The organism is Hyphomonas sp. UBA3601 (assembly GCF_002375605.1).
In the GTDB taxonomy this organism is placed as follows: Bacteria; Pseudomonadota; Alphaproteobacteria; order Caulobacterales; family Hyphomonadaceae; genus Hyphomonas.
Window position 1 is genome coordinate 9532 of the sequence record NZ_DFME01000111.1, and the last position, 14022, is coordinate 23553.

Consider the following 14022-nt stretch of genomic DNA (forward strand, 5'->3'; position numbering starts at 1 on the left):
CCGGGCTTGCTCGGTCGGCGCGTCTGATGCGCGCTCTGGGGCCTGAGGCCGCGCCAGTCTGGAGCGAATTGAGCCCGCAGGAAGCCCGCGCACTTTCTGCCGCAATGGACGCGCTGGATGATGATTTGCGTGATGAGACTGATGCGCTGGAAAGCTACAAACAGGCGCATGCGCGCAGCGGCGCATCTACCGAAGCCGATACGCCAATCTGGGCTGAAGTGTCTGAACTTGAAACGCGAGATTTGTTGAAACTGGCTGAGGGCCAGCACCCGCAAGCACTTGCCCTGATGCTTTCCCGCCTGGATGGCAAAGCCTCGGCGCGCATGTTGAAGGCGCTCGAGAAACCTGTCGCCGTCGAGGTGATGCAACGCCTGTTACACTTGGGTCCGGCGCATCCAAGCGCGGTCGCAGCGCTCGAAACAGCCGTGTCGGCATGGATGGCCGGTGCGGCGCCAGCTTCCCGAACCGGTGGTCATGAAGGTGTCGCCCGTATCTTCGACCGGATGGATAGCCGTTCAGAACAAAGCCTTTTGTCTGCGCTGGAATCCGCTGTGCCAGGCGCCGGACAGCGCGTCCGCTCATTGATGTTCACTTTCGACGATCTGGCGAATCTGGATGCGGGGGGACTGCAGACCTTGCTGTCTGCCGCAGACCGTACACGCCTCACCTTTGCGCTGAAAGGCGCACGCGAAGAGACCTGCGCGGCCTTCTTCCGAAACATGACGCAACGCGCTGGAGAATTGCTGCGCGAGGAAATCGACATGCTTGGCGCCGTGCGCCGCAGCGAGATTGAAGCCGCACGAATGGAACTGGTTGATCTGGCCCGCACGCTGATCGAGCGCGGAGACATTCGCGCAGGACGTCCGCAAGATGAGGATGAACTCGTCGAATGATCCACCGCGCTGTCAAATCTGTTACGCAATTTGAATTTCGCAGCGATTTCAGTCCGGGCGAAGCGGCTCCGGTCGAGCTCGACCCACCGGTGAAGCTGACCACGCCGGAATTGCTGGAAATGCTGGCGGAAGCCCGTGCGGAAGGCGCTGCCAGTGTGCGCGCCGAAGCGGCCCGCGCCGACAGCGAGCGCTTGCAGGGCGTGACGAATGCACTCAACGAAGCCCTCGCCAATCTCGTGGCGCTGACAGGTCATCTGGAGGCCTGCGCCTATGAGGAGGGTTTCAGTGACCGGGCCCATGCGTTAATAAGGGCCACCGCCCGCACCATTCTTGACGGGCAGGGTGATCTGTTCGACGCCCGGCAATCTCTCACGCGTGTTACACCCGAAGGTACCTCATGACTGATTCTGCCAATCCCGCGCTGAAAAAGAGCCTGATGGATGTGCCTGTCCGGGTGGATGTGGTGCTGGGTGAACTGCGGATGCCCATCGAGGAACTGATGGCCATGGCAGAAGGGGACATCGTTGCCCTGGAACGCCATACGGGTGAGCCGGTTGACATCTATCTGTCAGATCGCCTGATGGCGCGGGGCAAACTGGTTATAGCGGATGGCCAATTGGGCGTGACCCTGTCGGAAATCGTCGACGATCGCGCGGCTGCCTGACGCTTAGGTAATTATCATTAAAACATTGCAAGGCCGCCCAATTCCTAACGGAAGAAAGGAAGTTGTTAACCTTTGCCGGTGTTAACTGCTTCCAACGAAAGCATGTCCTGTCGGCCTATTGGGGTGGCGATCGGCGGGGTGATCAACACAAGGGAACATGCAAACATGCGCATGAAGATGTTCGCCGCGGAGACCCTTGAGGCCGCCAAAGCGATGATTTTTGCCGAAATGGGAGCGGACGCGGTCATCCTGTCTGAACGGGAGATCGACGGCGGTGTGGAAGTTCGCGCTGCAACGGACAAGCTGGGAGGCGGCGTTGTTCCAAGCGAACCGCTATTCCTGCGAGAAGCCCGTGGCACCGGACATGGTCGTGGCTCTGAAAACCCTCTCTACAGTCGCGTTCGCGACGCTCTTCTATGGCATGGCGCCCCCAAGCGCTTTGCGGATCGGGTGGCTCATGAGGGCGCTGATCAGAATGCGGTTCCGGGCGACTCGCCAGAGGATTCGATCGCGGCCGGTCTGGAGCGCATCGTCACCTGCGATCCGATTGCGGCCCGCATGGAACGCGACATCATCCTCGTGGGGCCGCCAGGACATGGCCGGACCTCCACTGCAGCGAAACTGACCCGCCGGGCGGCGGTTGCCCGTACGGCCATCCTGCCAATTGCTGCAGACCTTGATGGAACTGCAGGCGGCGCTCAGCTCGCAGCCTATCTGGAACAGGAGCGTGGCCAGATTCGCACCGCTTTGACGCCAGATGCCCTTTTCGACACGTTGCGCACCGCACGGGCCGCCGGGCATCGCTGTGTGATTGACCTGCCATCGATCAATGCGTTCGACCAGGATGACATGGACAGTCTGCAGGACCTGATTCAGGTCGTGCGCGCCGAGCCCGTACTTGTCATGTCAGCCGAAGGTCACCCGGAAGATCAGGCAGATGCTGCCCGCATCTTTGCCCGCGCTGGCATACGCCGCGCTATCCTGACCAAACTCGATATTGCCCGCAGGCGGGGAGGGGCCATTTCGGCTCTGTCTTCTGCGGGAATCGCCTTCTCGCACCTTGCCGTTACGCCCTTTATAGGCGGCGGGCTGGTGCCGGCAGCGCCGTCCCGGCTGGCTGCCTTGTTGATGGAAGATGCCCCCGGCGATGTGATCGCCCTGAAAGGAGCTGCGTAGTCCTATGAGCTTCATGCTTCGAAAATCGCAGGAACGTCCGGCTCAGCGGCCGACCCCTCGCGTCGCGCCAGCCTCGATCATCGCTGTTGCGAGTGGCAAAGGTGGTGTCGGCAAGACTTTCATGGCCATTACCCTGGCCTCCGCTTTTGCCCAGGCCGGCAAGCGCACACTGTTGGTGGATGGCGATTTGGGCCTTGCCAATGTCGACGTTCAACTCGGCATCGCTCCGGAAACCGACCTCGCCGCGGTCATCGCAGGCTGGGTCGAACTGGATGACGCTGTGACGGCCGTCGATGGCGGCGCAGCAGATGGCGGCTTTGACGTATTGCCTGGCCGATCCGGCTCTGGCGCGCTGGCTGAGCTTCCGCCTGAGGAAGTTGCCCGCCTTGCTGCAGGCCTTTCGGCGCTGGCGCTGCAATACGACCAGGTGGTCGTGGACCTTGGCGCCGGGATCGAAGCCAATTGCATGCGCTTGGCGCGCGCCGCCGACAAGGCGCTCATGGTCATTACCGACGAGCCGACTTCGATGACGGACGCTTATGCGTTCATCAAGGTGTTGCGCGGTTACGCGCCGAATGTCGAACCGGTCATCTGTATCAATCAGGCCGAGTCCCGGGCCGCAGGCCAGCGCACCTATGAAGCGATTGCGCGCGCTTGTCAGACCTTCCTCGGCTTCCGTCCACATCTTGCGGGCACCGTAATGCGGGATCCGAAAGTGCGCGATGCGATCCGCTGCCAGAAGACGCTGATCTCCACAGACCAGCAGGCACAGCCGATCCAGGATGCAATTGCAATTTCCCAGATGCTCATAGGCGCCCGTCAAGGTGTCGATATTGGCTATTAATCTGTGTGAAGAAAGTAGAAGTTTTGGGGGCGGATCGTACGGCTTGTTAACCTTCGTTAAAGGAACAGCCCGTAGGATTCACATTGACAGGAAATGCGGCTAGCTTGGTCGTAATGATGATTCGGGAGACGAGAGATGCGCGTCCTGCTGATTGAAGATGATAGTGCGGTGGCTCGTTCCATCGAGTTGATGCTGAAGGCTGCAGGCTTCAACATCTACACCACCGACCTCGGCGAAGAGGGCGTGGACCTCGGCAAGGTCTATGAGTACGACATGATCGTGCTTGACCTCTCACTGCCTGATATTTCCGGGTACGAAGTGCTCAAGCAGCTGCGCATGGGCCGTGTGAACACGCCTGTGATGATCCTCTCCGGCAATCCCGACATTGAAGCGAAGGTGAAGACGCTCGGCTACGGCGCCGACGACTATCTCACCAAGCCATTCAACAAGGACGAGCTGATCGCCCGCATCACCGCCATTGTGCGTCGCTCCAAAGGCCATGCCGAGAGCGTGATCCGCACGGGCGAAATCGTTGTGAATCTCGACGCGAAGACCGTGGAAGTGGACGACGAGCGCGTTCATCTGACCGGCAAGGAATACCAGATGTTCGAGCTTCTTTCCCTCCGGAAAGGCACGACGCTGACCAAGGAAATGTTCCTGAACCACCTCTATGGCGGCATGGACGAGCCAGAATTGAAGATCATCGACGTCTTCATCTGCAAGCTGCGCAAGAAGCTGCAGAATGCGACCAACGGCAACCACTATATCGAAACGGTCTGGGGGCGCGGTTATGTTCTGCGCGATCCGCGTCCAAGCTCGAAGACGGCGGAAGTCGAAGCGGCGGCCTGACGCCCAGAGTTTTGAAGCTTTAAGAGTGCTTCCCGAACCCCGGCCGAAAGGTCGGGGTTTTGTTTTGCGCGCAAATGGCTTTTGCACGTTCCGGCTTGCAACCAGGCGCAAATAGCTGACATTGAACGCCATGTCCCAGAATTCTGCCGGTCCTGAAATCCTTCGCCTGATTGAACTGATCTCGCGCCTGCCGGGCCTCGGGCCCCGGTCTGCGCGGCGCGTTGCCCTGTTCCTGTTAAAGCGTCGCGACACTTTGCTGAAACCGCTGGCCGACGCGCTGGCTGAGGCAGGCGAGAAGATCGAACGGTGCAAGGTCTGCGGGAATTTCGACACGGTGCAGCCTTGCGCAGTGTGCCAGGCAGGTGGGCGCGATGATGCGCTGGTGTGCGTGGTGGAAGACGTGCCGGATCTCTGGGCGCTGGAGCGCGGTGGCGCGTTCCGGGGGCGTTACCATGTGCTCGGCGGCGTCCTGTCGGCGATCGACGGTATTACGCCAGATGACCTCAACATTCCGTCATTGGTGACCCGCGTGGACGCGGGCGGCATACGCGAAGTGATCCTCGCGCTCAATGCCACTGTTGATGGCCAGACGACAGCGCACTACGTGGCCGAGTTGCTTGAAGGGAAGGGCGTCAGTGTCACGCGTCTGGCGCATGGCGTACCTGTGGGCGGCGAACTGGACCATCTCGATGATGGTACGCTCGCCGCCGCACTCAGGTCACGCCGCGATATCTGATCGGGCCTATTCGGCTTCCGCTTCAGCGATATCCACGCGGAATATGCCGTCGAAATCCTTGGTCGCGACATAGAGGTGACCATCGGGGCCCTGAACCACGTCACGGATCGCATATTCTTCGTCAAACAGTGACTGCTTGCCGACCACTTCTCCATTTTCCATGTCGATCCGCGTCAGCTCCAGTCCGGCCGGACCGTTCATGCCGCCCGTGAAAAGGTCGCCTTTCCAGCCCGGATAAACGTCGCTGGTCAGCATGGTGAGGCCTGAAGGAGCAATTGATGGTACCCAATAAGTGAGCGGTTGAACCATGCCTTCGGCTTCGGTCTCATTCGTTATGATTGTGCCATCATAATTCACGCCATAGGTGATCTTGGGCCAGCCATAATTCGCGCCGGGCGTGGAGATGTTGAGTTCGTCGCCGCCTTTGGGGCCGTGTTCTGTCTCGTACAACGTGTCCGTGGCGGTGTCGTAGTAGAGCCCCTGCACATTGCGGTGACCATAGGACCAGACTGCGGGCGCACCGGCTTCACCATCGGCAAACGGATTGTCTGCAGGAATAGAGCCGTCTGTGTTGATGCGGACGATGGTACCATGCGTATTGGTGGGATCCTGAGCATCCTTCATGAAGCTGAAGCCCTCGCCGAGGGAAACGAACAGGGTGCCGTCATTCGCAAATTGCAGGCGCGAGCCATAATGGTAGGCGGTATCGCGCGCATCGGCCCAGAAGATTTCCTCAACATTTTGCAGCGCGCTGGCATCGTCGCTGAGGCGGCCCTTGATGACGGCTGCTGCGTTCGCGGCACCATCGCCCTTGGAGTAGGAGATGTAGACCATGCGGTTGGTCTCGAAGTCCGGATCCAGCACCAGGCCAAGATATCCTGCCTGACCTTCAATGAACGCTTCCGGCAGGCCGGTCACGGAAGAGGGGGTGCCCTCGCCTCCAGCCACGAATTTCAGGCCGCCTTCCTTCTCTGTGAACAGCAAATCGCCATTCGGCAGGAAGGCGAGACCCCAGGGCCACTCGGCCTCGGTCACGACGGGCGTGAGTTTCACGTCAAAGTCGCTTGTTGCGACCGGCGTGGTTTCAGCTGGCCCGCCACAAGCGGCAACAATCAGTGCGAGCGGAAGCAGGGGGATGATAGGGCGCATGAGGGCGTCTCCGTTTGAGGCAGGGAGGTTTGCTGGGACCATAGGACGAGCCTGCCGATTGGCCAAACAAAAAGGGCGACCTCGAAAGGCCGCCCTTGGAATTCAAACGAGTCCGGGTCCTACCAGGACTTCTTGACCGTGACGCCGTAGAGAGCTGGCTCGGTCAGGAAGGCGTTGGTGAACAGGCCTGAGGAATCGTCGGTCAGGTACGTGCCGGTGATGACTTCCTCGTCGGTCAAGTTCTTGGCGAAGACTTCCACGCCCCATCCGCTCTCTGGATTATTGAGCAGGATCGACAGGTTGACGTTGGACCAGGATTCCAGTCCATCGCGCGGCGTGTTCCAGATACGGCTCTCGCTTTCCGACTGCATGTAGTAGTCGCCGCGGATCGTAAGGTCCCAGTTGGAATTGCTGATGGCTGGGAATGTGTATTCCGCCGCCAGGTTCAGCGTCATGTCCGGGGCGCCCGGCATGGAGTTGCCATCCAGATTCTTGGCATCCCCTTCGATGGGCTGCAGGGCCGTGGCCGTCTGCGTGTCGCCATTGGAGTCCGTGTAGGTCACGGTGACGCCGTCCAGACCGAAGGCGGCTTCCTGCCCGGAGAATGCGCCGGTACAGAGGCCAAGCGTGGAACCCGGAGCAAGCAGGCCGCCCTGAATGGCTCCCAGCACTGTGGCATAGCCCTGAGCGGACACGACACAGTTCGAATAGGTGCTGGAATTCTTCAGCGCGACGAGATCTGCTCGTCCATTGGTGCGGTCGAGCACGTCGATGCCATAAGTGTCGACGACTTCGGCATTCAGAAGGCCGAGATTAGCCGTCAGCAGCCAATTGTCTGCCGGCGTCCACAGGGCTTCCAGCTCAAGACCCTGAAGCTCTGCGTCCACGTTGATGTTCACCGAAGAGCGGTTGATGATCTGCGTGATCTGGTAGCCTTCATAGTCATACATGAAGCCGGTCAGGTTCAGCTGGGCGGTGCCGCCTGCAAACGTGTTCTTCGTTCCGATTTCATACGAGTTGATGAATTCCGGATCGAAGGTCTGCGGGAACAGGTTTGCACCTGCTGGCTGTGGCGGGTTGATGCCGCCACCCTTGTAGCCCTTGGAATAGAAGCCGTAGATCAGCGTATCGTCTGTGAAGTCGAGATCAGCTGTGTAGTCAAAACCGATACGGCCAGTGATTTCCTGGAAGTCGGCTTTCAGCTTGCCTTGAGACGCAAGTGGGTCTGCGCCTGCTGGTTGTGGAGTGAACAGGAAGGTCGAGACGATGTCCTGTTCCTTCTGGTCATCCGTATAGCGAAGTCCCAGCGTGAGCTGGAGATCGTCAGAGACGTCATAGTAACCTTCACCAAAGACAGCGAAGGATTCCAGCTGGTAGGGGGACAGCGAGCGGAAATAGTTCCCGCCGTCACCATTCAGGGACAGGTCGAACAGGGACGCACCATCGGAGGTCGTAGAGCCGCTATCGAGCGGAACATTGCCGCCGAACAGGGCGCCACCAGCCGCATTATTGATCTGCGTCAGAGCCGTCAGCGCGTTCGACAGAACGTAATAACCGTCTTCAGCATTGTACGGATCGATGGATTCGAAATCCACCTTGATGGCACCAAGGTTGAAGTTGAACGGACCATCATAGTCGGACTGGAGCCGAAGTTCGTGAGTGGTCTGCTCACTATTGCCACCAGACAGGTCGAAGGTCCGGAAGGAATTGGCAGCGCCAAGTTCCGGATCGGTCACGACGCCGCCTGGGAACAGGAGGGGATAGAGTGGTGCCAGGGCCGGGTTGATGAAGGGGCCGGCCGTTGTGTTGAAGGTCAGTGATGCAGAGGCCTTGTTGTAATCCTCACGCGATACGACCGAGCTCTCACTATAACTGCCGAGATAGGTCAGCAGTAGATTGTCGCCGATATCGGCTTCAGCTTTCCATGAATAGAGCGTCTGGTCGGCCTGGTACATTGGGTCGAAGGCCGACTCAATCTTGCGCAGGTCCGAAATGGCCGGGGCCAGGTTCACATCACCGTTCAGGAGGCCGGCAAAGATGCCGAGGCCGCCAGCGAGGGTGGCCTGCGAATTCACGCGGTCACGGGACTGGTCGAGCGGAGCATCTTCACAGCCGAGTGACGTCGCCAACTGGTCAACAGCTGAGACCGGAATGCCCATGAAGCTGTCGAAGCCTTCGTCCTTGTCGCACAGCTGCTTACCGGAGCGGAGGCGGGAATCGTCTTCTTCGAAATGCTCAACCGAAATCCAACCGCGGGCCCAGTCTGTGGGCTCGAATGCGAGGGTCGCCCGCACACTATAGAGGTCACGATCATCGACATCATTGCCGGTTGTCAGATTGTCCACATAGCCGTCACGGCCGAGATAGGAGCCAGCCACACGCAGGGCGGCGTTTTCGCCAAGGGGCAGGTTGACCATGCCCTTGCCTTTGAACGTGTTGTAATTGCCATAGGTCAGCTCGGCATCTGCCTGGAATTCGCCCAGTACCGGCTTGGCAGTAATCAGGTTGAACACACCGCCAGTCGCGTTGCGTCCATAAAGCGTACCTTGTGGGCCACGCAGGACCTCGACACGTTCAACATCATAGAACTCGGCTTCGAAGAGGCGGTTGGCCGTAAGCGGAATGTCGTTCTGGTGGATACCCACACCCGCATCACCGGATTGTGCAACCACGTCGGCGCCAATACCGCGGATCTTGAAGTTGAATGATGTGAAGTTGCCTTTGGTGAAGCTGACGTTCGGAATGGATTTCACCAGGTCAGGGCCACCGGCAAGCTGGAGCCGGTCGAGGGCATCTTCATCGAACGCGGAAACCGCGATCGGAACATCCTGAATGGATTCCTCGGTTTTCTGTGTTGTCACCGTGACCGTTGACAGGGTGCGCGGGCTTTCGTCGGAATCATCCTGAGCGGCGGCCATCGGCCCCACCAGACCGACCACGAGAGCGGATGCCCCAGCCAGCCAGACGGATTTCGAGTGTCTGATATTTCGCATGTTTTGTTTCCTCCCCTCGGGCCGCTTTAGTGCTGCCTCGAGCAATTTTAGCCGAGCCGGCCTCTTTTGGGCCTGCTTCAATTGTCATCTGAATGCATTCGTGACGGGTCTGTCAACATGACGCTGGGGTAATGACGGGTTTTAAAATGCGGGTGTTAAAAATGTAACGCCCTTGCTTGGCCGCGTTGCCCATGCCTGTTACAGGCGCAGCATGTCACATTCTTCTACCGCCGCACTGGTCCTCTTCTCGGGAGGGCAGGATTCCACGACCTGCCTGGCATGGGCGCTTGAGCGATTCGGGCGCGTAGAGACGGTCGGTTTTGACTACGGCCAACGCCACCGGATCGAACTTGATTGCCGAGAGACGGTGCGGCGGGGTCTGGCTGGCCTAAATGCGGACTGGGGCAGCCGTCTTGGACCGGACCATATGCTCGACGCCACCGTGCTGAAGTCGCTCGGAGAAACGGCGATGACGCACGATGTCAGCATCGAGATGACAGAGGCCGGCCTGCCTTCCACATTCGTGCCGGGCCGTAATCTGCTGTTCCTGACCTTGGCGGGCGCTCTGGCCAGCCGCCGGGGCATTTCTGTTCTGGTCGGCGGGATGTGCGAAACGGACTATTCGGGCTATCCCGACTGCCGCGCAACGACGATGGACGCCCAGGCTGAAACACTGAGGCTTGGCCTCGATGTTCCGATGCAGATCGACACGCCGCTAATGTACATAGACAAGGCAGGGACGTGGGCGCTGGCAGAAGATCTGGGGGGGCAGGCGCTGGTCGATCTGATCGCGGAAGATACCCATACGTGCTATCTGGGCGAGCGCGGCCAGCGCCATGAGTGGGGCTATGGCTGTGGGGAATGCCCGGCTTGTGAGCTGCGCGCAAAGGGCTGGGCAGGCTGGAAAGCCGGTGCCTGAACACCCAATTCACTTGCAGAAGAAGCAGCCATAACAACTGGACTTTTCGAGCTTTTTCCAGCAATTGGGCGCCAATCCGCGCCTCGAGCACTTGTTGGCGCAAAACCGCACGAGAATTGAAACGAACCGATGACCACACAGACTGACCAGACCAGCACCTCAGCCGCGGCGACCAGCCCGGAAGGCCGCGTGTTTGCGATCTCGAAATCTGTGAATTTCGAGGCGGCCCATTATATGGGCGGCAAGCCTGAAGGGCATCCCTACCGCAATGTGCACGGCCATTCCTTTGTACTGGAGGCGACGGTTGCGGGCACGGTCAAGCCAGGCGAGCAATGGGTTGAGGATTTCTCTCATCTGACCGCCTGCCTGCAGGCTACGGCAGCGAAGCTGGATCACAAGCTGCTGAATGACATTGAAGGGCTTGAAGTGCCGACGCTGGAGCGGATCTGCCTCTGGGCAGCAGCCGACCTGAAAGAAGGCCTGCCGGGCCTGACGAAAGTCGCCATTTCCCGGCCAAGCCTGAATGAGCGGTGCGAGCTGGTTCTCTAGCTGCCGGACGGCGTCGCGGCTGTCAGTTCTTTCACGAATTTGCGGGCAAACCGGTCAGAGGCGCGCTTGGCGTCCTGCCAGGTCGAGATACCGGCATAACGAATATCAGTCTCATACCAGTCATAGGTCAGGTCGCCTGTCGCTTTGCCGCTGGCATCAAAGGCCGTTGCTGACAGTTTCATGCCACCAATGCTTTTGGAGTCGCCATAATCAAGGCCGGGCGTATCGCCCAATTGCTTGAACGTCGGCTTGTTGGGCTTGGCGTCAAGGATGGTCACATCAATGCGGGCTATGTCGAGCCCGGCCTTGCCGAGTTCGCGGGTCAGGTCTTCCTGCACTTCTTCTATCAGGTAATCAGCTTCGCGCATGCCATATTCATCGTTCAGCTCCTCGGTGAATTCCGGGCTGAAGGTGACATTGATTTCGCCTGCGAGCGCGGCCGGGGCGGCCAGCAAGGCTAGGGCGGCGAGGGGAACTAGTCGTTTCATCGAAGTCTCTCCAAAACTGCTATAGATTCATCCTACCACGCGGCCCATGCCCGTAGAAGTCACAGGCCTGTGAGCGTGGAGTGCACCTGTCAGGGGTTCAAACACTGCCTTCCTGCTCGACCACAAGGATGCGGGCTTCACCCCGGGGGTGAGCGACATGTTCGCATCCAATCCCGGCGAAGAAAATGTCTCCTGTTTCCAGCGTCACGATCTTCTCTGCACCGTCTTCGCGGTAGTGCATGTCCACGATCCCATCGAGGACCGCGAACACCTCCTCGCCCTCATTGACGTGCCAGATATAGGGCTGGTCGGTCCAGTGAAGGCGTGTGGTGATCCCGTCCATGTTTGCGACATCGATCGCACCCCAGGCCTTGGGCGCGGTAAACGCCTTGCCGCGGATAACTTGCATCGTGTGACCTCCCACAACCAATAAGACCGAGCCGCATTGCGCTGCGGCCCGGTCTTCGAAGTAACGTGGCCGGAGGCAGAGATCAAACCGTGTCGACGAACACGATCTCGGCGTCGGCAACGCCCTTCACCGTCAGGGTCTCGGGCCCGGTGATGGCGGCCCCGTCGCGTCCGGTCATGACAAGGCCGTTCAACTCGACAGATCCGTCGGCCAGCACCAGATATCCATGACGGCCTTCCTTCACTTCATAGGTCAGCGTTTCGCCTTCCTTCAGTGTCGCGCCGAGCACATTGGCGTCCTGATTGATGACGAGGCTGTCGTCTGCGCCGTCACCTGAGGCCAGCACCGCCCAATTGCCGGACCGTTCCCCTTTGGGAAATTTCCGGGCGCCCCAACCAGGCTTGCCACCTGCTTGACGCGGCAGGATCCAGATCTGGAACAGGGTGGTTTCCTCGTCTTCGGCGTTCCACTCGGAATGCTGCACACCGTCGCCAGCGCTCATGACCTGAACGTCCCCGGCCTCGGTACGGCCGGTATTGCCCATGGAATCCTTGTGCGTGATCGCGCCGGTGCGGACATAGGTGATGATTTCCATCGAGCTGTGCCCGTGCGGCGGGAAGCCGGTATGCGGCTGGATCGTGTCATCATTCCAGACACGCAGGGCGCCTTCGCCCATGCGCTTCGGGTCGTGATAACCGGAAAAAGAGAAATGGTAATTGGCATTCAGCCAGTCATTCTGGAACCGGCCGAGCTGTTTGAAGGGTCTGTGTTCAATCATGGCGATATCCTTTCGCGCTCGTGTTGCAGCGAATATGACGCGTCCGGGCGCAGCCTGTAGATTGCGGCCAGCCATCACACCTATGCGCACCGTGCATAAGTGGAAACGGGCGGAAAACCCGCTAGGTTCCGCCCGATATGACACTGCCCATTATCCACCATGTCGATTATGACGCGAAAACGGTCGCCGATGACCATCGCTTCCCGATGCGCAAATATGCGCTCGTGGCCGAATTTCTCCGCGACGCGGGCCACCGTTTCATAGCGCCGGAGGCCGCGCTGGAAGACTGGCTGCACCTCGCGCATGACGAGGCCTATGTCAGCGCCATCATGACCCAGACGCTGGACGCGAAGGCCGCGCGCAAGGTCGGGTTCGAGATCACGCCCGCCATTGCCCGGCGCTCGGCTGCATCGGTCGGCGGCACATGTCTCGCCGCGCGCCTTGCTCTGGAGCAGGGGGCCGCTGTGAACCTTGCCGGCGGCAGCCATCATGCCGGGCCCGACGGCGGGGCAGGGTTCTGCGTGTTCAACGATGTCGGCGTTGCCGGAAAGCTCTTGCTGGAAACGAAGGAAGTGCGCCGCGTGGCGGTCATCGATTGCGACGTCCATCATGGCGACGGCACGGCGCTGATCTTCCGCTATGATCCGCGCGTCTTCACCGCCTCGCTGCATTGCGAGCAGAACTGGCCGCGCGAGAAACCGCCCTCTGATCTGGACATCGGCCTGCCGAAGGGCACGGGCGATGCGGACTATCTGGCCGCGCTGGAAGACTTGGTCGAGGCCGCGCTTGGTACGTCGCCGGATATCGTCTTCTACAATGCCGGGGTCGATCCGCATGCAGAAGACCGTCTGGGCCTTCTGTCCCTCAGCGATGAGGGATTGCGCGCGCGGGACGATCTCGTGGCGCGGGCCTGCCGATCAGCCGGCACCCCGCTCTGCGGCGTCCTCGGCGGCGGCTATGCCCGTGACGCCCGCGCCGTCGCCCGTCGCCATACGTTTCTTGTCGAGGCGTTCGGCGCGGCTGCGTGAAGGCACCTGTGCTCTTGCCCCGACTCACTTGCGTCGCCACAAGAGGCTGATGCCTGCCCAGCCAACTCTTGATGATGCCCGCGCGCTGCTGAAGCGCGTCTATGGCTATGACGCCTTCCGGGGGCTGCAGGAGGATGTCATCGCCGACACGCTGGCGGGCAAGGATGGCCTCGCCGTGCTGCCGACCGGCGGCGGCAAGTCGCTCTGCTACCAGATCCCGGCGCTGCTGCGCGATGGTATCGGCATTGTCGTCTCGCCGCTGATCGCGCTGATGGCCGATCAGGTCGATGCACTCAAACAGGTCGGCGTGCGCGCCGAGCGGCTGGATTCCTCGATGGATTTCAATGCCCGCGCCGAAGCGCTGGAGGCGGCCGCGCGCGGCGAGATGGATCTGCTCTATGTCTCGCCCGAAGGCATGGGCACGGGGCTGGCCCAGCGGCTTGCCCAGATGAAGGTCTCGCTGATTGCCGTGGACGAGGCCCACTGTGTCAGCCAATGGGGCCATGATTTCCGCCCGGACTATCGCGCGCTCGGGCGTCTGAAGGAT

Annotated in this window: 16 protein-coding genes; 11 read left to right on the forward strand and 5 right to left on the reverse strand. The window is 60.2% G+C overall.

Annotation, left to right across the window (positions count from 1 at the left end):
• The 7 genes from B4F73_RS11420 to recR form a co-directional block, all read left to right on the forward strand.
• Window positions 1–893, forward strand: an 893-nt coding sequence (locus B4F73_RS11420) for a FliG C-terminal domain-containing protein (protein WP_290483303.1), incomplete at its 5' end; no start/stop codon positions are given.
• On the forward strand, window positions 890–1294 hold the full coding sequence (locus B4F73_RS11425) for a hypothetical protein (protein WP_034810659.1): 405 nt from the start codon (window positions 890–892) through the stop codon (window positions 1292–1294). The genes B4F73_RS11420 and B4F73_RS11425, both read left to right, overlap by 4 nt.
• Window positions 1291–1557 carry a flagellar motor switch protein FliN gene (gene fliN, locus B4F73_RS11430; RefSeq protein ID WP_034810661.1) on the forward strand — a complete coding sequence of 89 codons (267 nt, stop codon included), beginning with the start codon at window positions 1291–1293 and terminating at the stop codon, window positions 1555–1557. Before B4F73_RS11425 ends, fliN begins: the two co-directional genes overlap by 4 nt.
• A 165-nt stretch (window positions 1558–1722) precedes the next feature.
• Entirely contained in the window at window positions 1723–2733 is a 1011-nt protein-coding gene (locus tag B4F73_RS11435; protein WP_034810663.1) for a flagellar biosynthesis protein FlhF, read from the forward strand.
• A 4-nt stretch (window positions 2734–2737) separates the two neighbouring features.
• The gene (locus B4F73_RS11440; RefSeq protein WP_034810665.1) at window positions 2738–3577 is read left to right on the forward strand and encodes an AAA family ATPase; all 840 of its coding nucleotides are present in this window, start codon (window positions 2738–2740) and stop codon (window positions 3575–3577) included.
• Window positions 3578–3712: 135 nt separating this feature from the next.
• Window positions 3713–4426, forward strand: a complete 714-nt coding sequence (gene ctrA / locus B4F73_RS11445; protein ID WP_034810668.1) for a response regulator transcription factor CtrA — start codon at window positions 3713–3715, stop codon at window positions 4424–4426.
• Window positions 4427–4556: 130 nt separating this feature from the next.
• Window positions 4557–5162, forward strand: a complete 606-nt coding sequence (gene recR, locus B4F73_RS11450; protein ID WP_290479880.1) for a recombination mediator RecR — start codon at window positions 4557–4559, stop codon at window positions 5160–5162.
• A 6-nt stretch (window positions 5163–5168) separates the two neighbouring features.
• On the opposite strand, the gene B4F73_RS11455 is transcribed toward recR, so the two are convergent.
• Both B4F73_RS11455 and B4F73_RS11460 read right to left on the reverse strand, forming a co-directional pair.
• On the reverse strand, window positions 5169–6311 hold the full coding sequence (locus B4F73_RS11455) for a PQQ-dependent sugar dehydrogenase (protein ID WP_290479879.1): 1143 nt from the start codon (window positions 6309–6311) through the stop codon (window positions 5169–5171).
• A 119-nt stretch (window positions 6312–6430) separates the two neighbouring features.
• The gene (locus tag B4F73_RS11460; RefSeq protein ID WP_290483304.1) at window positions 6431–9304 is read right to left on the reverse strand and encodes a TonB-dependent receptor; all 2874 of its coding nucleotides are present in this window, start codon (window positions 9302–9304) and stop codon (window positions 6431–6433) included.
• 211 nt (window positions 9305–9515) lie between these two features.
• Between B4F73_RS11460 and queC the strand changes: the two genes are divergently transcribed.
• Both queC and B4F73_RS11470 read left to right on the forward strand, forming a co-directional pair.
• Window positions 9516–10223, forward strand: coding sequence for a 7-cyano-7-deazaguanine synthase QueC (gene queC, locus B4F73_RS11465; RefSeq protein WP_290483305.1), 708 nt, complete (start codon window positions 9516–9518; stop codon window positions 10221–10223).
• A gap of 129 nt (window positions 10224–10352) precedes the next feature.
• Entirely contained in the window at window positions 10353–10772 is a 420-nt protein-coding gene (locus B4F73_RS11470) for a 6-carboxytetrahydropterin synthase (protein ID WP_290479876.1), read from the forward strand.
• Here the strand turns inward: B4F73_RS11470 and B4F73_RS11475 are convergent.
• The 3 genes from B4F73_RS11475 to B4F73_RS11485 all read right to left on the reverse strand — a co-directional run bounded on the left by B4F73_RS11475 (window position 10769) and on the right by B4F73_RS11485 (window position 12447).
• Window positions 10769–11260 (reverse strand): hypothetical protein, encoded by a 492-nt coding sequence (locus B4F73_RS11475; RefSeq protein ID WP_206991240.1) that lies wholly within the window; start codon window positions 11258–11260, stop codon window positions 10769–10771. The genes B4F73_RS11470 and B4F73_RS11475 overlap by 4 nt on opposite strands.
• 97 nt (window positions 11261–11357) lie before the next feature.
• Complete coding sequence (locus tag B4F73_RS11480) at window positions 11358–11669, reverse strand: cupin (protein WP_206991239.1); 312 nt, start codon at window positions 11667–11669, stop codon at window positions 11358–11360.
• An 82-nt stretch (window positions 11670–11751) separates the two neighbouring features.
• The gene (locus tag B4F73_RS11485; RefSeq protein WP_290483306.1) at window positions 11752–12447 is read right to left on the reverse strand and encodes a pirin family protein; all 696 of its coding nucleotides are present in this window, start codon (window positions 12445–12447) and stop codon (window positions 11752–11754) included.
• 137 nt (window positions 12448–12584) lie between these two features.
• Between B4F73_RS11485 and B4F73_RS11490 the strand changes: the two genes are divergently transcribed.
• Window positions 12585–13475, forward strand: a complete 891-nt coding sequence (locus B4F73_RS11490) for a histone deacetylase family protein (RefSeq protein ID WP_290483307.1) — start codon at window positions 12585–12587, stop codon at window positions 13473–13475.
• Window positions 13476–13524: 49 nt separating this feature from the next.
• Window positions 13525–14022: DEAD/DEAH box helicase (locus B4F73_RS11495; RefSeq protein ID WP_290483308.1), on the forward strand; the 498-nt coding region annotated here is incomplete at its 3' end.